This is a genomic window from Nonomuraea glycinis (assembly GCF_035920485.1).
Taxonomy (GTDB): domain Bacteria; phylum Actinomycetota; class Actinomycetes; order Streptosporangiales; family Streptosporangiaceae; genus Nonomuraea; species Nonomuraea glycinis.
Genome location: NZ_CP109166.1, coordinates 4,697,726 through 4,720,490 on the forward strand (window position 1 = coordinate 4,697,726; position 22,765 = coordinate 4,720,490).

Genomic DNA, 22,765 nt, shown 5'->3' on the forward strand with positions numbered 1-22,765 from the left:
CGTCAGGACTGCGGGTGCAGGTGGCCGTCGGTCAACCCGTCGAGCCCCAGCCGGATCAGTGTCTGGCCCAGCGCCGACGTCTCCCGCAGCGCGTCCTCCAGCACCGCGAGCCGCCTGAACGCCTCGCCGTAGGCGCGCTGCTCCTTGAGCGACAGCCTGGGCAGGCGCGTGCGGCGCACGTCGAACCTGCTGGAGCCGGTGGAGGCGCGGCTGCCCGCGGCCCGCAGGAACCCCGCCAGGAAGTCCGGATCGAGCCTGCGCGCGTCCACCCGGTAGAGGGTCAGATGCGGCCCGAGCGCGTAACCTCCCTCGGCCATCACCCGCACGCTGGAGTAGGAGGCCACCACGTCGCCCGGCCGGACCGTGACCAGGCCCTTGAACAGCGAGGCCAGCCCGGACGCCGGCGTGCCGTTGGCCACGTCGTCGACGGTGAGGACCGGGACGTCGCCGTCGCCGACGGCCATCCTGGGCGGCGCCTGGACCACCGTCACCAGGCCCTCCTTGATCAGGTCGCCGACCGTGGTGACGGGCTGGTCGAGCGGCTGGTCGAGGACCTTGAGGTCGGGCGGCAGGGCGGCGGCGGCCAGGAAGCGCTCGCGGGTCTCGGTGAACGCCCGGCCCAGGTCGTCGCGGCGCTGGTGACGGGCCGGCGTCATGTCGACCTCGTCGGCCAGCAGGTCGATGATGCGGACGGACTGGCCGGAACCGTCCTCCAGGTAGGCGCGCCAGGCCGGCTCGACGACCGCCAGGTCGGCCGCCGCGTCCAGGATCAGCACGTCGGACGGCGGGCGCTCGCCGGCGGCCGGCCGGCGCAGCAGCCACAGGTCGGAGCCCGGCAGCGCCACCACCGCCCGCAGCGCCCCGGCGCGCAGCAGGTTGGCGCGGATGCGGCGGCCCGCCTTGCGGCTGGCGGCGGCGGGCGGCATCAGGATCGCGACCAGGCCGCCGGGCTTGACGTGCGTCAGGCAGTGCTGCACCCAGGCCAGCTCGGGCTCCCCACGCGGCGGCAGGCCGTACTCCCAGCGAGGGTCGCCGACCAGCTCCTCGTAACCCCACGCGCGCTCGTTGAACGGCGGGTCGCAGACCACGGCGTCGGCCTTCCGCCCGGCGAAGCCGTCGTAGCGCATGGCGTCGCCCGTCACGATCGCCGCCTCGGCGCCGCGCAGCCGCAGCCGGGCCGCCGCGATCCCCGCCGACGCCTCGCTGAGCTCCTGCCCGAGCACCCGCGCCGAGCCGGTGCCGAGCAGCAGCGTCCCCACCCCGCAGGCGGGGTCGAGGATCTCGGGGTGGCCGAAGGCCGGGGGAGGGCTGTTGGCGGGGGCGATGTCGACCAGGCGGACCATCAACTCGGCGATGTCGTCGCGGGTGACGGAGAGCTGCCGGGAGTGGGCTTCGAGGTAGCGCTCGACGAGGAACTCGTACGCCGTCAGCGCGCCGTGCCGGTCCGCGAACTCCGACACGAGCGCGGCCAGCTCGGGCTCCAGGTTGCTCTCGCCGGTGGTCAGGTGCGCCCCCGCCTGAGCGACCGCCGCGCCGAGCCGCAAATCGCCTGCGGCTTTCAGGCGCTGCCACGCCCGATCTCCCAGGGATACCTGGTAGGACTTCCCATAGCGGCGCAGCCAGGCCTCGACCTGGGGCAGGGAGAAGAGGGGCTGATGGGCGGTGCCGCCGACCGGCGGCGGGAAGTCGTCGTGGCGGCGGCGCCAGTTGCTCACCGCCGCGCGCCCGACACCGGCGAGCCGGGCGATGTCCCCGGCGTTCAGGGTCGGGTCGTGGCTCATGAAGGCCACAGTAGTTCAACCGAGTCTTCAGCGCATCTGCTTGTGAAGTCTTTCAACCAGTGATTTACTGCTGGTTATGAAGCAGAACATCCGCTATGCCGCCGGATCAGACGTGGGCCGCCGCAGGGAGCAGAACGAGGATTCTGGCTACGCGTCCGGCCGGTTGCTCGTGGTGGCTGACGGGATGGGTGGGCATGCGGCCGGTGAGCTGGCGAGCTCGGCGGCCATCGCCGTGATGCGCGAGCTGGATGCCACGCTTCCCGAGACGGGCACCGACCTTGAGTCCGTGCTCGAAGGCGCCGTGCACGAGGCCGCGCGCAGGCTGGTCGAGCTGGCCGACATCGACCCCGCGCGCAGGGGGATGGGGACCACGGTGACCGCCATGCTCTGGGACGGTTACCGGTTCGCCCTTGCTCATCTCGGTGACTCCCGCGGCTACCTGCTTCGCGATGGTGCGCTCTATCAGATGACCAAGGATCACACACTTGTCCAGTCGATGGTGGACGAAGGGCGCATCACGGAAGACCAAGCCGCCGTGCACCCCCGCCGCTCGATGGTGCTGCGGGTGCTGGGCAGCGAGGGCAGGGCGGAGCCTGACATGGCGCTGCGCGAGGCCGAGCCGGATGATCGCTACCTCCTCTGCTCCGACGGGCTCACCACCGTGCTCGGGCCCGAGGTCCTGCACGAGGTGCTGACCACGGTGACAGACCCGGCCCTGGCCGTCCAGAGGCTCATCGACCTGGCCAACGAGGGCGGCTCGCCGGACAACGTGACGGTGATCGTCGCGGACGTGGTCACGCCGGGCGCGGGCGACACGCACATCTTCCGCGTGGGCGCCGGCTGCTGACCGCACCATCTGTCTCACCACCCCCAACAGCCCCAAGACCGATATTTCGGCTCATAGCTTGACACTTTCCGTGTGTCCCGCGCACGTGCGCGATGCCGCTATTACAGTCCATCGTGATCTGCCACATTCTGGGGGGAGTCAAGCTGGACCCGATCGCTGAAGAGTTATTGAAAACGGTCCGCGAAGAACTCGGCTACCGGGAGAAGAAGGGCGAACACACCAAGTTCGGCCACTGGTACGCGGACCGCCTCAAGGATCCGCAGTATCGGGACGCGCCGTGGTGTGACATGTTCATCGCCTGGGCCGCCGACAAGGCCGGCGTCAGCGACTATGTCGGCCAGTTCGCCTGGACCCCCTCGCACGCGGTCTGGTTCATCAAGAAGGACGCCTGGTCCCAGCGGCCGGAGCCCGGAGCCCTGGTCTTCTTCGACTGGAAGGGCGGCAAGAGCTACAAGGGCATCGACCACGTGGGCATCGTCGAGCGGGTCGAGGGCAAGAAGATCCACACCATCGAGGCGAACGTGGACCGCGTCTGGCTCAAGCGCAAGGTCCGCGAGACGGACAAGGTCGTCGGGTACGGCCTGCCGCGCGTGGTCAAGGCCAACGCCGCCCCGGAGGAGATCCGGTCCACCGATCAGCCGTTCCCGCTGGGCGAGCGCTCAGGGGCGCGGGAGAGCTCACCCTTGGACGTCCTGGGGTCGCCGCTGGCCCTGCTGGTGGTCATGGTCGCCACCACCGTCGTGGTCTCGCTCCGCCTCGCCGGCCGTCGCCGTGGTCACCACCGCCGCTTCCACTGGCCCTGGAACGAGCCATCTTCCACGCCACCCCCGGCCCGGCCTTTCCCGCCTGAAGTCCCGCGCCCACGGACCCGCGCCCGCACCGAGGCCGGTGCGTCGAGGGACACTCCCACGGCGCCTGAGCCGCGTTCCGGCCCGGTGGCCACCAAGACCCGGCCCCCGGCGGCCCGCACCCCCACGAGACGCAGACCGTACGAACCGAGAGACTGAGCGGTGCGGGGGCGTCAGGTTTCCAGGTTGATGACCACCTTGACGTGTTCGCCCGGCTCGAAGGCCGCCGGGGCCTGGTCCAGGGGCAGGCGCCGGGTGATGAGCCGGGACAGCCAGTCCTGGTCCGCTTTCGCCAGCGCGGCGGCGGCGGCGCGGTAGTGGCGCAGGTTGGCGTTGACGGTGCCGAAGACCACGTCGTTCTCCAGCACGATGTCCCGGTTGATCTGGCCCGCGTCCGTCCGGATGAGCCGCCCGCCGCTGGAGACGCCGGTGAGGCAGACGATGCCGGCGGCCGCGGTGTTGAGCATGGCTTCCACGACGAGCGTGGGTGATCCGGTGGCCTCGACGATGATGTCCGGCTTGAAGCCGACGGACTCGATGCTGTCACCCGCGTGGTAGGTGCCGCCCAGGTCGGCCACCAGAGAGGGTTTGACGCCCTCGGTGGCGCGGTCCAGGACGTGGACGTCGAGTCCGCGCTGCTTGCCGAGCAGTGCGGCCAGCAGCCCGATCGGCCCGCCGCCGGTGACGAGCACGTTCTGCGGCCCGAACCAGGCCCGCGAGCCGATGGCCTCGATGTGCTCCCAGGCCTTGGCCACCACGGAGGCGGGCTCGACCAGGACGCCGAGCTCGCCCAGGGCGGGGTCGATCTTGATCGCGTAGCCGGCCTCGACGACCCACCGCTCGCTGCCGTAGCCGTCCAGCTCCTTGATGCCGCGCTCGGTGTACTCGCCGTTGCGGCACATGTCGAACTCGCCCCTGGCGCAGGCGGGGCACGGCTTGGGGTCGGGCCGGCGGACCACGCCCACCACGAGGTCGCCGGGGGAGTAGGCGGAGCCCTCCGGCGACTGGAGCACCCGCCCGAGCGACTCGTGACCGAGGATCATGGGCTCGGTCCGCGGCCAGCCGTACTCCCCGGAGTTCAGCTCCCGGTCGGTCCCGCAGATGCCCAGGGCCAGACCCTGGACGAGCAACTGACTCGGCTTGGGCTCCGGCTCCGGCACCTCGGTCACCCCGAGCGTGCCCTGTTTGCCGGGAATCAGCGTGATCGCACGCATGGCCTCACCTCCGAGGGCACTACTACCCAACAGCCCTTGGGAAATAGTAGGACGTCCTAGTATCTTCGGTTGTAGGCCCCGTGAAGGAGTGATCAGGCGTGCACGTTCCCGTCCATCCGGTCCGTTTCGTCACAGCGGCAGCGCTGTTCGACGGCCACGACGCCGCGATCAACATCATGCGACGGATTCTGCAGACCCAGGGCGCCGAGGTGATCCACCTGGGGCACAACCGGTCGGTGGACGAGATCGTCACCGCCGCCATCCAGGAGGACGTGCAGGGCGTGGCGATCAGCTCCTACCAGGGCGGGCATGTGGAGTTCTTCTCCTACCTGGTGGATCTGCTGCGCGAGCGCGGCGCCGGCCACGTCAAGGTGTACGGCGGCGGAGGCGGCGTCATCGTGCGCGAGGAGATCGACCTCCTGCACTCCCGGGGCGTCACCCGGATCTTCTCGCCCGAGGACGGCCAGCGGCTCGGCCTGCCCGGGATGATCAACAAGCTGATCGAGGAGTGCGACGTCGAGCCGGGGGGCGCGCCCACCGTGGAGGCCGTGGTCTCGGGCGACCAGCCGGCCCTGGCCCGTGCGATCACCCTGATCGAGTCCGGCCGGGCCCCCGCCGAGCTCGTCGAGGGGCTGCGGGCGGCGGGCCGGTCCGCGCCGGTGCTGGGCATCACGGGCACCGGCGGCTCGGGCAAGTCCTCGCTCACCGACGAGCTGGTCCGCCGGCTGCGGGTGGACAACGACGACAAGCTGCGCATCGCCATCATCGCGATCGATCCCACCCGCAGGCGCGGCGGCGGCGCGCTGCTCGGCGACCGGATCAGGATGAACAGCCTGAGCCCGCAGACCTACTTCCGCTCGCTGGCCACCCGGGGCGCCCCCAACGAGGTGCCCGCCTGCCTGGACGACGTCATCGCCGCCTGCCGGGCCGCCGGGTACGACCTCGTCGTGGTGGAGACGCCCGGCATCGGGCAGGGCGACGCCGGGATCGTGCCGCACGTGGACGTGCCCATCTACGTGATGACGCCCGAGTTCGGCGCGGCCTCCCAGCTCGAGAAGATCGACATGCTGGACTTCGCCGAGGCGGTCGTGATCAACAAGTACGAGCGGCGCGGCGCCGAGGACGCCCTGCGCGACGTGCGCCGCCAGCTCGTCCGCAACCGCGAGGCGTTCGGCGTCTCGCCGGACGAGATGCCGGTCTTCGGCACGATCGCGGCCCGCTACAACGACGCCGGCGTCACCGCCCTCTACCACCATCTCAAGGACCTGCTGGTGGACAAGGGTCTGCCGGCCGGGCCGGGACTGCTGGCGGCGGTGCGCGGCCGCACCTCGCAGGCGTCGGCCGCGATCGTGCCGCCGTCACGGGTGCGCTACCTGGCGGAGATCGCCGAGACGGTGCGCGGCTACCACGCCGAGACGCGGGCGCAGGCGGAGGTCGCCCGCCGCCGGCAGCAGCTCACCGAGGTGCGCGCGCTCCTGGACGGTGCCGGTGCCGGTGCCGGTGCCAGTGCCGGTGCCGGTAACGGGGACGGGGAGGGCGCGGCCGACGCCCGGCTGGCCGAGCTGAGCGAGCGGGCCGAGCGGGAGCTGAGCGAGGAGAGCCGGGCGCTGCTGGACTCCTGGCCCGCGACGAAGGAGCAGTACACCGCGGACGAGCTGGTCGTGAAGGTGCGCGACCGGGAGATCCACACGCCGCTGTGGCGCGAGACGCTCTCCGGCAACCGCATCCCCCGGGTGGCCCTGCCCCGCTACACCGACCACGGCGAGCTGCTGCGGTTCCTGCGGGCGGAGAACCTGCCGGGCAGGTTCCCGTTCACCGCCGGGGTGTTCCCGTTCAAGCGGGACGACGAGGACCCGACCAGGATGTTCGCCGGCGAGGGCGACCCGTTCCGCACCAACAGGCGCTTCAAGCTGCTGTCGGAGGGACAGCCCGCGACCAGGCTGTCCACCGCGTTCGACTCGGTGACGCTGTACGGGAACGACCCCGACCTGCGCCCCGATATTTACGGAAAAGTCGGCACTTCGGGGGTGTCGATCGCGACGCTCGACGACATGAAGGCCCTGTACGACGGCTTCGACCTGGCCGCGCCCAACACCTCGGTGTCGATGACGATCAACGGCCCGGCTCCCACGATCCTCGCCTTCTTCCTCAACGCCGCCATCGACCAGGCGATGGACCGTTTCCAGGCCGAGCACGGGCGGGCCCCGTACGAAGAAGAAGCGCGTGACCTGCGGGCCAGGACGCTCGCCACCGTCCGGGGCACCGTGCAGGCGGACATCCTCAAAGAGGACCAGGGGCAGAACACCTGCATCTTCTCCACCGAGTTCTCGCTCAGGATGATGGCCGACATCCAGGAGTGGTTCATCCGCAGCAGGGTGCGCAACTTCTACTCGGTGTCGATCTCCGGCTACCACATCGCCGAAGCCGGTGCCAACCCCATCAGCCAGCTCGCCTTCACCCTGGCCAACGGCCTGACCTACGTGGAGGCGTACCTGGCGCGCGGCATGAACGTCGACGACTTCGCGCCCAACCTGTCGTTCTTCTTCTCCAACGGCATGGACCCCGAGTACAGCGTGCTCGGCCGGGTGGCCCGCCGCATCTGGGCCGTCACCATGCGGGAGAGGTACGGCGCGGCCGAACGGTCGCAGAAGCTCAAGTACCACGTCCAGACCTCGGGCCGCTCCCTGCACGCCCAGGAGATGAACTTCAACGACATCCGCACCACCCTGCAGGCCCTGATCGCCGTCTACGACAACTGCAACAGCCTGCACACCAACGCCTTCGACGAGGCGGTCACCACCCCGTCGGCCGACTCGGTGCGCCGGGCCATGGCGATCCAGCTCATCATCAACCGCGAGTGGGGGCTGGCCCGTAACGAGAACCCGCTGCAGGGGTCGTTCATCATCGACGAGCTCACCGACCTGGTGGAGGAGGCGGTGCTGAGCGAGTTCGAGCGGCTGTCGGACCGGGGCGGCGTGCTGGGCGCGATGGAGACCGGCTACCAGCGCGGCCGCATCCAGGACGAGTCCATGCTGTACGAGACCCGCAAGCACGACGGTTCGCTGCCCATCGTCGGCGTGAACACCTTCCGCGGCCCGGACGGCGCCGACCAGCAGGAGCCGCACCGGCTGGAGCTGGCCAGGGGGACCGAGGAGGAGAAGCGCTCTCAGCTGGACCGGCTGCACGCCTTCCACGAGCGCCACCGCGACGAGGCGCCCGCCGCCCTCGCCCGGCTGCGCGAGACGGCCATGTCCGAGGACAACGCCTTCGAGGTGCTGATGGAGGCGGCCCGGGTGTGCTCGCTGGGCCAGATCACCGAGGCCCTGTTCGAAGCGGGCGGCCAGTACAGGCGCAACGTCTGACGACGCCGAAGTGGTCAGGTCAGGTGGGACCTGAACTCTTCGGCCAGCTTGAGCAGGTGCTGGTCGTCCCTGGCGGTGAGCTGGAGGTCCAGGAAGATCTCGTGGACCCCGGCCGCCGCCGCCTCGGCCAGGTAGCCGGCGATCTGCGCCACGGTGCCGCTCACCGGCGGCGTCCCCTGGCCCGCACGGGTGATGATCGGGTTGGCCCGCATCACCATCCGCAGCGCCTCCGGGTCGCGGCCGGCGGCCTCGGCGCTGCGCCGTACGGCATCCCACATCGGGATGAGCATGGGCAGCGGCAGTGCGGCGGTGAGCCAGCCGTCGGCCCTGCGCCCGATGCGGGCGAGCGCGTCGGGCGCGAAGCCGGCGAGGTAGAGCGGCGGACGGCCGACGGGCTTGGGGTGGATGTGGCTGGGCGCCACGGTCCACAGCTCGGTGGAGTAGGCCACCGGATCGCTGTGCCAGATAGCCTCCAGCGCGTCCAGCGTGGCCTCGTAGCGGGCGGCCCTGGACTGCCACGGCACGCCGACGGCCGCGTACTCGTCGGAGGACCAGCCGAGGCCGAGGCCGACGTCGAGCCGACCGTCGCTGAGCCGGTCGATGGTGGTGAGCGAGCGGGCCAGCAGCGGGGGAGCGTACCAGCAGGCGTTCAGCGCGCTGGCGCCCAGCCGGACCCGGGAGGTGAGGGAGGCGGCGACCGTCAGCACCGCGAACGGGTCCAGGAAGACGCCGTGCTCCTTCGGGATCAGGCCGTCGCCGCCCGGATAGCGGTCCCTGGGCTCCAGCGGCGTCAGCAGCCGGTCACCCACCCACAGGGAGTCGAAGCCCATGGCCTCGGCCTCCCACGCGACCAGGCGCAGGCTGCCCAGCGAGGCGAACCGGCCGTACTGGGGAACCGCCAGGCCGATCCGCACGTCAGCTCTTTCTGGCCACGCCGCACACGACGAGCGAGGCTTCCGGGTGCTCGATGAAGTCGATCCGGTCGGTCTCGTCGGGCCGCCACTCCGGCAGCCAGACCAGCCCTGGCTCCAGCAGTTCGAAGCCCTCGAACAGGGCCTCGATCCGCTTGCGGTCGCGCAGGAAGAGCCGCGAGGTGGCGTTCTTGTAGACCTCGGTGCCCTTGCTGACGGCCGCGGCGCGGGCGTCGCTGGTGCCGTGGGACAGCACGAGGTAGCTGCCCGGCGCCATGGCCTCGCGCAGGGTACGGATGATCTGCTGCGGGTCGTCGGCCTCGTCGATGAAGTGCAGGACGGCGACCAGCAGGATCCCGACCGGCTTGGTGAAGTCGATGACCTCCGTGACATCCGGATTTTTCAGGATTTCCTGGGGTGCTCTGAGGTCGCCTTCCACCGCCCTCGTGTCCTCGGCCGATTCGAGCAGCGCTCTGGCGTGGACCAGAACCACCGGGTCCACGTCCACGTAGACGACCTTGCTGTTGCCCAGGATCTCGTTGGCGACCTCGTGCACGGCGCCCTGCGTGGGCAGCCCGGTGCCGATGTCCAGGAACTGATGGATCCCGGCGCCCGCCAGGAACCGCACGGCTCGCCCCAGGAAGGCCCGGTTGGCGCGTGCGGCGGCTCGCAGTTCGGGAGCCACCGCGAGAATCTTCTCGGCGGCCTCGCGGTCCGCCGGGAAGTGGTCCTTGCCCCCAAGGTAGTAGTCGTACAGGCGGGCGACGTTGGGCGTGTTCGGATCAAAGCCCAGCGAGTCTCGCTCCAACCGACGATCCCCCGATTCAAGAGAATGTGATTCTTTTTCAGGATTCTACGGATCTCTATCCTCACTTGTAGCGCAATTCCCGGCAATCTCCCAGTCCATGGTCGTGACGCATAGAGTTCTTCCGTGTCAAGCGAACAAGTTGACGACACCGGCGCGGTCGTGCCGGTCCCCGAGACCGTGACGCGCATCGTGTCCCTGGTGCCGTCGCTGACGGAGTCGGTGGCCGCGACGCTGCCCGGCGCCCTGGTGGGCGTCACCGACTGGTGCTCGCACCCCGCCGACCTGGACGTCACCCGGGTCAAGGGCACCAAGAACCCCGACGTCGAGCTGATCAGGCGGCTGCGCCCGGACGTCGTCCTGGCCAACGCCGAGGAGAATCGCGCCCCGGACATCGAGGCGCTGCGCGCGGCGGGCGTGCCCGTCTGGGTGACCAGGATCGAGACTCTGGAGCAGGCATTCGCCTCGCTGGCCCGGATGTTCGCCGGGGCCTGCCGGACCGGCCGTCCCGGCTGGCTCGACCGGGCCGAGGAGAGCTGGCGGGCGCCGTACGACGGGCCGAGGAGGAGCGCGGTCATCCCGATCTGGCGGCGCCCGTGGATGGTGGCGGGTCGCGACACCTTCACCGGCGACGTGCTCGCCAGGCTGGGCGTGGACAACCTCTACGCCGGCCACCCCGACCGCTACCCGAAGATCCCGCTGCCGGAGCTGGTGGCGGCCCGCCCGGATCTGGTGGTGCTGCCCGACGAGCCGTACGCCTTCACCGCCACCGACGGCCCGGAGTCCTTCCCGGGCCTGCCCTGCGCGCTGGTGAGCGGGCGGCTGCTCACGTGGTACGGCCCCTCGCTCACCGCCGCCAGGTCTGCGCTGGAGGCGGCGCTCTCAGCCGGGCTCTCAGCCGGCCGCGCCGGTCCTGGCACGCCCGCGTGACGGGGTGAGCTCGGCCAGGGCCGCGTCGACGGCCGTGGGGGACAGCACGTGCTCCATGACGGTGACGGCCGTCCCCACGATGCCCGCCCGCTCGCCCAGCGAGCTCGGCACGATCTCCAGATTACGGGTGGTGTACGGCAGGCTCCGGCGGTAGACGCTCTCCCTGATGCCCGTCAGATAGTGCTCTCCCGTCGCCGCCATGTCACCGGCCAGCACCAGCACGCCCGGGTTCAGCAGGCTGACCGCGGTGGCCAGCACGACGCCCAGGGTGCGGCCGCCCTCCTGGGTGCGCGCGATGGCGGCGGGGTCTCCCGCGTGCACCAGCCGGACCACGTCCCGGCTGCTGCTCTGCCCCAGGTCCGCGGCGATGGCGGAGCCGCTCGCCAGCGAGGCCACGCAGCCGCGTGAGCCGCAGGTGCACACGCGGTCGTCGGTCTCGTGCAGGCGGACGTGGCCGATGTTGCCCGCGGCCTCCTCCACCCCCCGGTAGACGCGCCCGCCCAGCACGATGCCGGTGCCGATGCCGGTGGACACCTTGACCAGGATGAGCGACTCGCAGGAGCGCCAGCAGGACCACCACTCGCCCAGCGCCATCGCGTTGGCGTCGTTCTCCACCAGGATCGGCACGTCGAACCGCTCCCGCAGCAGCTCCCTGATCGGGTGGTCGTCCCAGCCGGGCATCAGGAACGACCTGATGACCCGGCCCGTGCCGTGGTCCAGGGAGCCGGGCAGGTCCAGGCCGATGCCGCACACCTGCTCGGCGGTCCGGCCGGCGCGGTCGAGCAGCCGCTCGAAAGCCTCGCGCACCCAGGACAGGACGGCGTGCGGCCCGAGTTCGATGCGCATCTCGGCGTGCTCCTCGGCCATCGGCCGGGCCGCGAGGTCGGTCAGCGCCACCCGCGCGTGGCCGGCCCCCAGGTCGGCCACCAGGACCAGGCGGCTGGTGGCGTCGATGTCGAGCACCGAGGGCGGCCGCCCGCCGCCGGAGGTGCCGACGCCGGACTCGTGGATGAAGCCGGCCTCGATGAGCCGGTCCACCCGGTCGGTGATGGTCGACCGGGACAGACCGGTGAACTCGATCAGTTCTCTGCGCGTCGGGCAGGAGCCGTCGCGGATGAGCTGGAGCACCTGCCCTGCCGTCAGCATGGTCTATCCCTTCTCGGCCCCTGCGGTGAGGCCCTCCGTCAGCAGTCTCTCGCCGGCGAAAAACACGACCACGATGGGCAGTGTCAGCACCACGGATCCCGCCATGAGAACCGTTGTCGGGATCTCGATGCTGCCTGCCAGCTGCGAGAGTCCCAGGGAAACGGTCCAACTGTCCCGCTTTTCCACCAGGAAGAGCAGGGCGAACAGGAACTCGTTCCAAGCGATCATGAACGCGTACAGTCCGGTGGCCATGAGCGCGGGTTTGGACAGCGGCAGCACCACCCGCCAGATGGTCGACAGGCGGGTGCACCCGTCGATCGCGGCCGCCTCCTCCACGCTCTGCGGCACCGTTTCGAAGTAGTTGCGGAGCATGTATACCGTGACCGGCACGGTCTGCGCGATGTACACCAGGATCAGGCCGAACAGCGACCCGCGCAGCCCGAGCATGGTGAACAGCACGAAGAGCGGGATGGCCAGCACGATGGCCGGAAACAGGTAGACGGCCAGGAACAGGAAGTGCACCTGCCGGCGGCCGAAGAAGCGCAGCCGGGCGACGGCGTACGCGCCCGGGATCGAGATCAGCAGCGTGACCGCGACCGAGACGACCGCGACGATCGCGCTGTTGCGCATGAAGATCAGAAAGCCCTGCCGGCCCAGCACGTTCGTGTACGTGTCCAGGGTGAAGTCACGCGGCCACAGCGAGCCCGGCTCCAGGATGAGCTCCTGGATGTCGCGGAAGGACAGCATCACCATGTAGTAGAGCGGAAACGCGGTGATCGCGAAGAGCACGGCGATCACCAGCGGCCGGAGCGCCCTGAACAGGGCGCGCTCGAACCTATCCCTGGTCACGTTCCTATCCCTGGTCACGGTCGCCTCCCGCGAAGAACTTCAGATAGATGACCAGGAACACGACCAGCACCACCGCGAGCACGATGGCCTGGGCGGCCGAGGCGCCGATGTCGTCGCGGGCGGTCAGGAAGTTGTAGACGCGCACGCTGACCACCTCCGTGCCCGCGCCGCCGCCGGTCAGCAGATAGACGTCGTCGAACTTGGTGAAGGTGAACACGAACCGCAGCACCGCCAGCAGCGCGATGATCCGCCACAGCTGCGGCAGCATCACGTAGCGGAAGCGCTGCGTCGGCGTCGCCCCGTCCACCACCGCGGCCTCGTCCAGCTCGGCGGGCAGCGCCTGGATCCTGGCCAGGATGAACAGGAAGGCGAAGGGGAAGTAACGCCACGCCTCGAACGCGATCACGGTGAGCAGCGCCACCGGCACCTCGACGCCGAGGAAGGTGCCCCTGGCCTGGGTGAGGAAGGCGATCGGCTCGCTCAGCCAGGTGTTCACGATGCCGTACTGCGGGCTCAGCATCGTCTGCCACAGGAACGTCACCGCCACAACCGGCGCCACGTACGGGATCAGGATCGAGGCCCTGACCAGGGTCCTGCCCCGGAACCTGTCGCGCAGGGCCAGCGCGGCGACGAGCCCGATCACGATCGACAGCCCGGTGCCCGCCACGGTGTAGATCATGGTGTTGACCAGGGCGGTCCAGAATCCCGGCTCGGCCAGCACGTACGTGAAGTTCTCCAGCGTGTAGCCGCCGAAGAGCCCCACCTGGCGGATGTTGATCAGCCGTACGTCCTGGAACGCCAGCATGATCGCCCACAGGAGCGGCAGGACCACCACGACCAGCGTGATGACCAGGGTCGGCGAGATCAGCGCCAGCCCGGCCCGGCCCTCCTGCTCGCGCAGCGTCCGACCCCGTGGGGCCCGCCCCCGTGGGGTCCGCCCACGCAGGGTCCGCCCGCGCAGGGTCCGCCCGCGCATCACTCGCGGATCCCGCGCTTGATGGTCTCCACCTCGGTCTTGGCCTGGGCGGCCGCGGCCTGGGCGGTGAGTGAGCCGTCCACCAGGCCGCTCAGCGCCGTGGGCACCGGCAGCTCGCCCATCGTGGCGCCCACGAGCTTGCCCTGGCCCTGCGGGATGCCCCAGCGTTCGAACGTGTCGGGGCTGGTGCGCAGCGCGTCGAGCACCTCGGCCGGATAGACGTCGGCCAACGGCTTCTTGGTGTCGACGCCGGCGGGGAGCCGGGTCCACTTGTCGGCGAACCCCTTGCGGGTGGGGAACTTGCCCTCCGGCGCCATGCCGAGCCAGCGCTCGTAGCCCTCGTTCATCATGTAGGAGACGAAGGTCGTGGCCGGGTCGGTGGCGGAGTCGCGCAGGACCGCCCAGGAGACGATCTCGCCGTACTGCGCGGGCGCGCTGCCGTCGGGGCCCTTCAGCGCGGTGACGACCCCGGTGTTCTTCGCCAGCCATTGCCGATCTTCGCGGCATTCGGGGCAACTGGGCAGGGCGTCCTTACGGAGTCCGGCCAGCTCGTCCAGGACGAACGACGACCAGATCATCATGGCGGCCTTGCCGGAGAAGTAGGTGGCCCTGGTGGAGTCGACGTCCTGGATGCCCTTGACCGAATGGTTCTTGGCCAGGCCGGCGTAGAACTCGAAGGCCCTGACGCACGCGGGCGAGTCGAGGGTGACGTTGCCGGCGTCGTCCACCAGCTGGCAGCCGTTGGCCAGCGCGACGTGCTCGAAGCTCTGCGCGGTGAAGGCGTCCTTCGGCGCGACCGCCAGCGTGATGCCGGCGATCCCGCCGGTGTTCAGCTTCGCGGCCGCGGCCTGCAGCGCCTCGTAGGTGTCGGGCGGGCGCAGTCCGGCCCGCTCGAACAGGTCCTTGCGGTAGAGGATGAGTTGCGCCCATCCGTCGCTGGGCACGGCCAGCGGCTTGCCCGCCGAGCTGTCGAGCTCCAGGGCGCGTGGCGAGAACGTGTCGCGCCCGAGCCGGTCGACGATCCGGCCGGCGGTCTCGGTGTCGAGCAGGTCGTTGGCCTCCAGCTCGCGGACCGAGGCGAGGGGAAGCGCCCCGATCACGTCGGGCAGCTCGCCCGCCGCGGCGGCGGAGGTGATCACCTGACTGAACTGGTCCTCGGCGACTCCGACGAGGTCGACCTTGATTCCGGTCTTCTGGGTGAACTCGGCGATGATCTGTTTCTGGACGGCCATCCGGTCTTCGAGGTTCTCCTCGGTCCAGACGGTGATCTGGTTGCCGGCCGCCTGCTCGCCGTCGTCGCCACAGGCCGCCAGGCAGGTCGCCGCGAGCAGGGCGGCGGAGAGGACGGCGGTGACCCGCTTCGGCATGGCACGCTCCTCTGAACGGGGATACGCCCGCACGTACCCCCGGAGGAGACGACGCAACGTGCGGTGCGTGCGCCCGGTCTTCCACGGCTTCCCGGTGGTCACGCCGACATCGGGCTTCACCTGCGTCTCTTTGGCGGGGCGCGGAATGTTCAGGACGCGGACGGCGCAGGCAAAGCGGGAGTCACCTCTTTGCGAAGGATGTCGCGTAAGGAATCTAGGCGCATGACCTGGTGTTGTATGCCGGGTAAGGTGCCTTTCCAGAAGACACACCGTCTGAACCCCCATTTTCGCCAGGAGACTCGACGGAAGTCGTAGACTTAAGAGTGTTCCGGGCGCGACTATGGTTTGCCAACAACCCGTAATTGATCGACTTTTGTTTGATCAATAGGCATAAGTGTGGGAAATGCGCGTCATCACCTTTCAAGAGCCAGGCCTTGTCTCCGTCAGCCTGGAACAGCCCGCCGAGCTCGTCCCGGGGAGCGTGCGGGTGCGCACGCTGTTCTCCGGAGTCTCCGCCGGCACCGAGCTGACCGCCTACCGGGGGACGAACCCGTATCTCAACCGCAAGTGGGACACCGACCAGCGCCTGTTCCTCGACGGCAACACCCACGCTTATCCGCTCAGCGGCTGGGGCTACCAGGAGGTCGGTGAGGTGGTGGAGGCGGCGCCCGACGTCGCCGGTCCGCCCGTCGGCAGCCTCGTCTGGGGCATCTGGGGTCACCGCGGCGAGGCCGTGGTCCCCGCCGCCAAGCTCGTCGGCCACGCGCTGCCACCCGGCGCCGACCCGATCGCCGGCGTCTTCGCCCGCGTCGGCGCCATCGCGCTCAACGCCGTGCACGCCGCCGACATCCACCTCGGCGACCAGGTCGCCGTCTTCGGCCAGGGCGTCATCGGCCTGCTCGCCACCCGCCTGGCCGTGCTGAGCGGCGCGCGGGTGGTCGCCGCCGACGCCATCCCGGCCCGCCTGGAGCTCGCCCGTCAGTACGGCGCCGCCGAGACGTTCGACGTGCGGTCCGGATCGGTCGCCGAGTTCATCCGCAAGCGGATCGAGGGCGCCGACACCGCCATCGAGCTGAGCGGCAGCACCCTGGGCCTGCACGAGGCCGTCAGGACCGTCCGCAAGGGCGGCCGGGTCGTGGCCGCCGGCTTCTACCAGGGCGACGGCGTCGGGCTGCGGCTAGGCGAGGAGTTCCACCACAACCAGGTGCAGCTCGTCTCCTCCCAGATCGGCGGGGTCGCCTCCTGGCTCGCCCACCGCTGGGACGTCGAGCGGCTGCAGCGCACCTTCATGGAGACGGTGCACCGCGGTGACATCGACGTCACCGACCTGATCAGCCACGTCGTCCCCGTGGACGACGCCGCCACCGCCTTCGAGTTGATCGACAAGCGCCCGTCAGAGGTGCTCCAGCTCGTCTTCACCTTCGAGGAGTCACAGTGAAGCTCGCCGCCCAGGAGCAGCTCCTGCCCGGCCGGTCCCTGCAGGAGAAGTTCGCGTTCGCGGTCGAGGCCGGGTTCGACGCCATCGAACTGCGCGGAAAGGGTGACTTCCACTTCGCGGGCCGGCTGACCGAGCTCAAGCGGGCGCTGGCGGACGGCGTCGTCATGCCGACCGTGTGCGTGGACATGCCGCACTTCATCGGCGACTTCGACCCGGCCAAGCGCACGGACGCGATCCAGCAGCTCAGGTCGCAGCTCTCGGTCATCGGCGAGCTCGGCGGCGTCGGCGTGATGACCCCGGCCTCGTGGGGCCAGTTCTCGCTGCGGCTGCCGCCGTTCGTCCCGCCGCGCAGCGCCCAGGAGGACCGTGAGGTGCTGGCCGAGGCGCTGGGCATCCTCGGCGAGCACGCGCAGCGCAACGGCGTCCTGATCATGCTGGAGCCGCTCAACCGCTATGAGAACCACATGGTCAACACCCTGGCCGACGCGGTCTCCTACTGCGCCCAGGACTCGATCCGGGTCGTCGGCGACACCTACCACATGAACATCGAGGAGGACGACCCCTGCCGCTCGCTGATCGAGGCCGCCCCCTACCTCGCGCACATGCAGATCAGCGAGTCCAACCGCAACCAGCCGGGCACCGGCCACCTCGACTGGGGCGCGCAGCTCGCCACCCTCGACGCCGTCGGCTATGAGGGCTACCTGGCGCTCGAATGCCGCCTGCGCGGTGAGCCCGAGATCGTTCTTCCCCAGACGGCGGCCTTCATCAGGAAGTTTCTATGATCCTCCGCGATGCGGTGCGTGTACTGATCGACAACTGGGACGGCGGGCACACGGTCCCCTCACGCAGGCTCTACCCCCACCAGTGGAGCTGGGACTCCGCCTTCATCGCCATCGGCAACGCCCACCTGTCGCCCAGGCGGGCCAGGACCGAGCTGCTGTCGCTGTTCGGGGCGCAGTGGAGCGACGGCAGGGTGCCGCACATCGTGTTCAACCCCGCGGTGCCCGAAGGCGCCTACTTCCCCGGCCCGGAGTTCTGGCAGGCGCGCTCGCCCTCAGGCGCGGCCACCTCCGGCATCGTGCAGCCGCCCGTGCACGCCCTGGCCGCCTGGCGCGTCCACCAGGCCGAGCCCGACCTGGCCTTCCTGCGCAGGATCTATCCCAAGCTGGTGGCCCAGCAGGAGTTCCTGCGCACCGCCAGGCGCTCGCCGGAGGGGCTGATCTCGATCGTGCACCCCTGGGAGTCGGGCATGGACAACAGCCCCGCCTGGGACCGGCCGCTCAGCGCCGTCGAGACGGACGCCACCGGCTACCGCCGCAGGGACCTGACCCATGTCAGCGCCGAGGAGCGGCCCACCGACCGCGACTACGACCGCTACACCGCGCTGGCCGGCGCCTACCGCGACTCCGGCTACCGCGAGCCGGGCGCCTTCCACGTCGAGGACCCGCTGTTCAACGCCGCGTACGGGGCCGCCGAACTGGCGCTGGCCGACATCGCGGCCGCGTGCGGGCTGGACCCGGAGCCGCACCGCGCCGAAGCCGCCGCGATCACCGCCGCCATGGTCGAGCACCTCTACGACGACGGCATCTTCCAGTCCCGCGACCTGCGCACCGGCTACCTGATCCGCTCCAGCAGCGCGGCCGGTCTGGTCCCGCTCATCCTGCCCGGCCTGCCGCGCGAGATCGCGCACGCGCTGATCGGCACCGGGCTCGACCACTTCGGCCTCAAGGACGGGGTGCTGCCGAGCTTCGCCCCGACCGCCCCGGAGTTCGATCCGGTCCGCTACTGGCGCGGGCCGAGCTGGATCAACCTCACCTGGCTGGTCTGGCAGGGCCTCAAGGACCGCCGGTCCGACCTGGCCGCCTCGCTCGCCGACAACATGATCAACGCGGTCGTACGGTCCGGGTTCCGCGAATACTTCGACCCGGTGACCCTTCGGGGGCACGGATCTCGCGACTTCAGCTGGTCAGCCGCCCTCATCCTCGACGTGGTGGCTGAGCACGGCCTGCACGGCGTGGCGTCGCCGGCTCGCGAGCTCGGCCAGCAGGCGGGGAGCTTCGGCAAAGCCGGCGACATCGGTGATCACGTGCCGGCGTAGCAGGTCGCCACGCTGCCTGAGCAGGCCGATCGTCTCGTGGGACAGGCGTTCCCTGTCCCACGCGTGCGCCAGCCCGCGCGGCACCCGGCCGATCTGGGCGCAGCGCAGCGACAGCCCGTTGTGGTGGAACTCCTCGCCCAACCGGACCTCGTCCGCGCCCTTGGTGTAGAAGGCCAGGTCGACCGCGGTGCCCTGCGGGCGCAGCAGCTTCAGCGCCAGCGCCAGGGCCCGCGCCTGCCCCCGGCACTGGAACACCACGTCCGCGCCCCGGTCGTTGGGTCCGTGCCGCCAGCGCCGCTTCAGCTCCACGGCCGGGTCGTCGTCGGCGGCCAGCACGTTCGCGCCGAGCGCCGCGGCGACGGCGAGCCGGTCGGGGGTCTCGTCCACGACCACGACCTCCGCCGCGCCGTACGCGATGGCGAACGACGCCGTCAGCAGCCCGACCACGCCCGCGCCCATCACCACGACCCGCCGCCCGTGCACGCCGTCGCCGAGCCGGCGGACGTTCGGGCCGTGCAGGTCGGCGGCGGCGTGCAGCAGGCCGTTGGCGCAGATGGGGCCCATGTGGGCGACGTAGATGCCGAGCAGCGCGTCGAGGTCGTCCGGCAGCTCCACGAAGCGGTCCTGCAGGGGGTCGGCCACGTAGCCGGTGCGGTGCCCGTAGGCCATCGCCACCGTGCTGCCCTCGCGCACCGCCCGCGTCCGGGTCTCGACCACCCTGCCCACCTGCATGTATCCGATGCCGCGCACGGGATAGGCCACCGAGGGCGTGCCTTCACGGAACAGCCCGAGCGCGGGATCCCAGGTGGAGGTCAGGTAGGGATTGTCCCCCTTGACGTAGGTGAGCTCGGTGCCGGCCGAGATCCCGCTGTGCCTCGTCTCGACCCGGAACCCGCCGTCGGGCACCTCGGCCAGCTTGTCCTCGACCAGCGTCACCTCGCCGGGCCCGTCGATGCTCAACACTCTGCCCATCGACTTGCCCATCGACTTGCCGATCGCAGGCCGCGCGCCCTGGTCACCCATCGAGCATCACCGGCTCCCGCTCCCGTGCCGACCGCGCCAGCGCGAGCGCCAGCCGGTGGGTCTTCAGGGCCTCCCGGTACGGGGCCCGCACGTCGGCCTCCTTCCCCTGGACGGCGTCCACGAACGTGCGGTCCACCATCGTCTTGGCCTTTCCGCCGTCCTGAACCTGCCGCTCGCCGTCCACGACCAGCTCCGTCTCGCTCAGGTCGAGCGCGATGCCCTCGGCGTGCACCTCCAGCCCCACCCGGTGCTTGTGCCGCAGCAGGCAGGTGGTGGCCAGCAGCCCGGTCGCCCCGTCCGTGAACCGCATCACCGCCGCCGTGGCGTGGTCGATCTCGCCGTCCACCCGGTTCTCGGCGGGCACCGCGTGCACCATGCTCACCTCACCCACCAGCAGTCGCGCCAGATCGAGGACGTGGACCGCCTGCTCGACGGTCTGGCCGCCGGACATCATGGGGTCCAGCCACCACCCGACCGGGGGCACCTTGTCCAGCCAGTGGCCCATGGCCAGGCGTACCGGCCGGCCGGCCAGCAGTTCCCGTGCCTGGTCGAGAATGTCGAGGTAACGCCAGTGATGGCCGACGGCGGACGGCAGCCCGCGCCGGTCGATCTCGTCGGCGATCTTCTCCGCGGTGGCAAGGTCCAGCGAAAGTGGCTTCTCCACAAAAAGTGGGATATCGCAGGCCAGGATGTCGAGTTCCGGGGTGCCGTGGGCGAAAGGCGGCACACAGACGTAAACGGCATCCAGGCCACCGGCCTCCAGGAGGTCGGTGTAGCTGCCGTAGGCGGGGGAGTCGTGCTTCGACGCCAGTGTTTCGGCCCTGCGCGGATCTGTGTCAGCGATTCCGACGATTTTAACGTCGCCGAAACCAGACAGGACCTCAGCATGCCTGGCCGCGACATTACCGGCACCTACCATGCCGATACGGGTAATGGGGATCATAACCCGGCATATCCCACGGTCAGCAGAAAACAAACAACCATGTTCGAAGACGCGTGAATAGGGCAGATGTCGCCGACCGTGACCTGAAAAGATCGGGGATGAATGCATGGAGACAGATCCGCGCGCCTTGGCAAGGGTCAGGGAGTGGTACGGGCCGCATTCGAGCACGGCCATGCAATGGCCGCTCGAGGCCCTGCTCCCCGCCAAGGGGACGACCACGGTGAGCGTCGTGCTGCCGGCGCGTGACGAGGAGTCGACCGTCGGCGACATCGTCACCGTGATCCGCCGTGACCTCGTGGAGCGGACCCCGCTCGTGGACGAGATCATCGTCGTTGATTCGAACTCCACCGACGCGACCGCGGTGCGGGCAGCCGCGGCGGGAGCGCGGGTGGTGGCTCAGGGCGCGGTGCTGCCCCAGCTCCCACCCCTGACCGGCAAGGGCGAGGCGCTGTGGAAGGGCCTGGCCGCCGCCCGCGGGGACATCATCGTCTTCGTGGACGCCGACCTGCGCAACTTCGGCTCCCACTTCGTCTCCGGCCTGCTCGGGCCGCTGCTCATGAACCGGAACATCCAGTTCGTCAAGGCCGCCTACGAACGGCCCTTCACCGGTGAGGACGGCGTGGCCAGGCGCGGTGGCGGCGGCCGGGTCACCGAGCTGGTCGCCAGGCCGCTGCTGAACATGTTCTGGCCGGAGCTGTCCGGCTTCGCCCAGCCGCTCGGCGGTGAGTACGCCGCCCGCCGCGAGATCCTGGAGCAGGTGCCGTTCGTCACCGAGTACGGCGTCGAGTTCGGCCTCCTGGTCGACCTCCTGCAACTGGTCGGGCTCGACGCCATGGCGCAGGTCGACCTCGGCTCCCGCACCCACAGCCACCAGTCGGTGGCCGCGCTGGGCCGCATGGCGGGGCAGATCATGGCCACCGCCTGGTCCCGGCTGGAGCGCCAGGGGCGCGTGCTCACCTCGGAGCCGCCCTCCCACTCGCTGCTGCAGTTCGGGCTCGACGGGGACGCCGAGCTGGTGGACGTGGCCGTGGCCGAACGACCCCCCCTGGCCTCCCTCGTACTGGAGGAGGATGTGGCATGAACGTCCTGGTCAACGCGGGACCCTGGCTGTCGGTCCCGCCGCCCGGATACGGCGGGATCGAGAACGTCGTCGCCACGCTGATCCCGCCACTGCGCGAACGCGGGGTCCGGATCATCCTGGCCTCGGTGGGGTCGAGCACCCTCGACGTGGACGAGCTGATCAGCGTCTTCGAGGAGGGGCAGTTCGCCCACCTGCAGAAGCCGTACAACCAGGTGATGGGCATCGCGCACGCCCACCAGGCGCGGGTGGCCGCGGAGCTGAGCCGTCGCGACGACATCGACCTGGTGCACGACCACCTGGAGGTCGTCGGGCCCGGCGTCCTGTCGGCCCTGGGCGGCCCGCCCGTCCTGCACACGCTGCACTGGGACCTGCGCAAGCACGCCGCCTTCTACCGGTCGTTCCCGCAGTCGATCGCGGTCAACGGCGTCTCGCACTCCCAGCTCGCCCGCGCGCCCCGGGCGGTGCGGGACGTCGCGCTCGGCGCGGTGCACCTGGCCACCCCGCTGGCCGACCGTGACCTGCGGTTCGAGCGGGGCGAGCACCTCGTGGTGATGGGCCGCGTCTGCGGGCTCAAGGGCCAGCACGTGGCCGCCCGGGTCTGCCAGAAGCTCGGCCTGCCGCTGGTGCTCGCCGGTCCGGTGAGCGGCCTCGACAGCCAGGCCGAGCTGGACGTCGTGACCCAGGACCCCTACCACCCGCTGCACGGCCACGCCGACGTCCGCTACTACCTGGACCACCTCAGCGCCTACCTCGACGGCGACCTCATCAGGTGGGCCGGCTCCCTGGGCGGCGACGAGCGCGACGCCCTCTACGGCACGGCCCGCGCGGCCCTGTTCCCCATCCAGTGGGACGAGCCGGGCGGCACGGCCGTGGTGGAGGCCATGGCGCTCGGCGTGCCGCCGGTCGCGCTGAGCCGCGGCTGCATGCCCGAGATCATCGACCACGGCCGCACCGGCTTCCTCGCCGACACCGAAGAGGAGCTGGCCGAGTGGGTCCTGCGGGTGGACGAGCTCGACCCCGAGGAGTGCCGCCGCGAGGCCCGGGCCCGCTTCTCCCCGGCGGTCATGGCCGACCGCTACCTGGACATGTACGAGCAGGTGGCCCGCCGCAGCCGCTAGCCCGGCGGCTTTCCGGAGTCGTACGAGC

Annotated in this window: 18 protein-coding genes and 1 pseudogene; 9 read left to right on the forward strand and 10 right to left on the reverse strand. The window is 70.5% G+C overall.

Annotation, left to right across the window (positions count from 1 at the left end):
• Nucleotides 1-2: 2 nt before the first annotated feature.
• Nucleotides 3-1,781, reverse strand: coding sequence for an N-6 DNA methylase (locus OHA68_RS22235; protein WP_327109354.1), 1,779 nt, complete (start codon nt 1,779-1,781; stop codon nt 3-5).
• 76 nt (nt 1,782-1,857) lie between these two features.
• Here OHA68_RS22235 and OHA68_RS22240 point away from each other — a divergent pair, with 76 nt between their 5' ends.
• Together OHA68_RS22240 and OHA68_RS22245 are read left to right on the forward strand one after the other, a co-directional pair.
• On the forward strand, nt 1,858-2,628 hold the full coding sequence (locus OHA68_RS22240; protein ID WP_189138500.1) for a PP2C family protein-serine/threonine phosphatase: 771 nt from the start codon (nt 1,858-1,860) through the stop codon (nt 2,626-2,628).
• Between the two features lie 167 nt (nt 2,629-2,795).
• Nucleotides 2,796-3,635, forward strand: a complete 840-nt coding sequence (locus OHA68_RS22245) for a CHAP domain-containing protein (protein WP_327109355.1) — start codon at nt 2,796-2,798, stop codon at nt 3,633-3,635.
• Nucleotides 3,636-3,649: 14 nt separating this feature from the next.
• Here the strand turns inward: OHA68_RS22245 and OHA68_RS22250 are convergent, their stop codons facing one another.
• A complete protein-coding gene (locus OHA68_RS22250; protein WP_327109356.1) occupies nt 3,650-4,690 on the reverse strand; it encodes a glucose 1-dehydrogenase in 1,041 nt (346 codons plus the stop codon).
• 98 nt (nt 4,691-4,788) lie between these two features.
• Between OHA68_RS22250 and icmF the strand changes: the two genes are divergently transcribed.
• Complete coding sequence (icmF, locus tag OHA68_RS22255; protein WP_327109357.1) at nt 4,789-8,052, forward strand: fused isobutyryl-CoA mutase/GTPase IcmF; 3,264 nt, start codon at nt 4,789-4,791, stop codon at nt 8,050-8,052.
• A 14-nt stretch (nt 8,053-8,066) separates the two neighbouring features.
• Here the strand turns inward: icmF and OHA68_RS22260 are convergent, their stop codons facing one another.
• A complete protein-coding gene (locus OHA68_RS22260) occupies nt 8,067-8,966 on the reverse strand; it encodes a TIGR03619 family F420-dependent LLM class oxidoreductase (RefSeq protein WP_327109358.1) in 900 nt (299 codons plus the stop codon).
• Between the two features lies 1 nt (nt 8,967).
• Nucleotides 8,968-9,771 carry an SAM-dependent methyltransferase gene (locus OHA68_RS22265; RefSeq protein WP_327109359.1) on the reverse strand — a complete coding sequence of 268 codons (804 nt, stop codon included), beginning with the start codon at nt 9,769-9,771 and terminating at the stop codon, nt 8,968-8,970.
• A gap of 123 nt (nt 9,772-9,894) precedes the next feature.
• On the opposite strand from OHA68_RS22265, the gene OHA68_RS22270 reads away from it, so the two are divergent.
• A complete protein-coding gene (locus tag OHA68_RS22270) occupies nt 9,895-10,698 on the forward strand; it encodes a helical backbone metal receptor (RefSeq protein ID WP_327109360.1) in 804 nt (267 codons plus the stop codon).
• Here the strand turns inward: OHA68_RS22270 and OHA68_RS22275 are convergent.
• The 4 genes from OHA68_RS22275 to OHA68_RS22290 are packed head-to-tail and all read right to left on the reverse strand — an operon-like array spanning nt 10,663 to nt 15,036.
• On the reverse strand, nt 10,663-11,844 hold the full coding sequence (locus OHA68_RS22275) for an ROK family transcriptional regulator (protein WP_327109361.1): 1,182 nt from the start codon (nt 11,842-11,844) through the stop codon (nt 10,663-10,665). The genes OHA68_RS22270 and OHA68_RS22275 overlap by 36 nt on opposite strands.
• 3 nt (nt 11,845-11,847) lie before the next feature.
• Nucleotides 11,848-12,693, reverse strand: a complete 846-nt coding sequence (locus OHA68_RS22280) for a carbohydrate ABC transporter permease (RefSeq protein WP_189138493.1) — start codon at nt 12,691-12,693, stop codon at nt 11,848-11,850.
• A 4-nt stretch (nt 12,694-12,697) separates the two neighbouring features.
• Nucleotides 12,698-13,669, reverse strand: a complete 972-nt coding sequence (locus OHA68_RS22285; RefSeq protein ID WP_327109362.1) for a carbohydrate ABC transporter permease — start codon at nt 13,667-13,669, stop codon at nt 12,698-12,700.
• A complete protein-coding gene (locus OHA68_RS22290) occupies nt 13,669-15,036 on the reverse strand; it encodes an ABC transporter substrate-binding protein (RefSeq protein WP_327109363.1) in 1,368 nt (455 codons plus the stop codon). The genes OHA68_RS22285 and OHA68_RS22290 overlap by 1 nt, the downstream gene beginning before the upstream one ends.
• Before the next feature lie 487 nt (nt 15,037-15,523).
• On the opposite strand from OHA68_RS22290, the gene OHA68_RS22295 reads away from it, so the two are divergent.
• The 3 genes and pseudogenes from OHA68_RS22295 to OHA68_RS45360 form a co-directional block, all read left to right on the forward strand.
• Complete coding sequence (locus OHA68_RS22295) at nt 15,524-16,474, forward strand: zinc-dependent alcohol dehydrogenase (protein ID WP_327109364.1); 951 nt, start codon at nt 15,524-15,526, stop codon at nt 16,472-16,474.
• Nucleotides 16,471-17,256 (forward strand): sugar phosphate isomerase/epimerase family protein, encoded by a 786-nt coding sequence (locus OHA68_RS22300; protein WP_189138489.1) that lies wholly within the window; start codon nt 16,471-16,473, stop codon nt 17,254-17,256. The genes OHA68_RS22295 and OHA68_RS22300 overlap by 4 nt, the downstream gene beginning before the upstream one ends.
• Nucleotides 17,253-18,431: pseudogene (locus tag OHA68_RS45360) on the forward strand (MGH1-like glycoside hydrolase domain-containing protein); the annotation flags it as partial. The gene OHA68_RS22300 and the pseudogene OHA68_RS45360, both read left to right, overlap by 4 nt.
• A gap of 9 nt (nt 18,432-18,440) precedes the next feature.
• On the opposite strand, the gene OHA68_RS22305 reads toward OHA68_RS45360, so the two are convergent.
• Entirely contained in the window at nt 18,441-19,595 is a 1,155-nt protein-coding gene (locus OHA68_RS22305) for a zinc-dependent alcohol dehydrogenase (RefSeq protein WP_327109365.1), read from the reverse strand.
• Complete coding sequence (locus OHA68_RS22310) at nt 19,588-20,712, reverse strand: Gfo/Idh/MocA family protein (RefSeq protein ID WP_327109366.1); 1,125 nt, start codon at nt 20,710-20,712, stop codon at nt 19,588-19,590. Before OHA68_RS22310 ends, OHA68_RS22305 begins: the two co-directional genes overlap by 8 nt.
• Here OHA68_RS22310 and OHA68_RS22315 point away from each other — a divergent pair.
• Together OHA68_RS22315 and OHA68_RS22320 are read left to right on the forward strand one after the other, a co-directional pair.
• Complete coding sequence (locus OHA68_RS22315) at nt 20,645-21,619, forward strand: glucosyl-3-phosphoglycerate synthase (RefSeq protein ID WP_327109367.1); 975 nt, start codon at nt 20,645-20,647, stop codon at nt 21,617-21,619. The two genes, OHA68_RS22310 and OHA68_RS22315, sit on opposite strands and share 68 nt — an antisense overlap.
• Complete coding sequence (locus OHA68_RS22320) at nt 21,616-22,737, forward strand: glycosyltransferase (protein WP_327109368.1); 1,122 nt, start codon at nt 21,616-21,618, stop codon at nt 22,735-22,737. The genes OHA68_RS22315 and OHA68_RS22320 overlap by 4 nt, the downstream gene beginning before the upstream one ends.
• Nucleotides 22,738-22,765 lie beyond the last annotated feature (28 nt).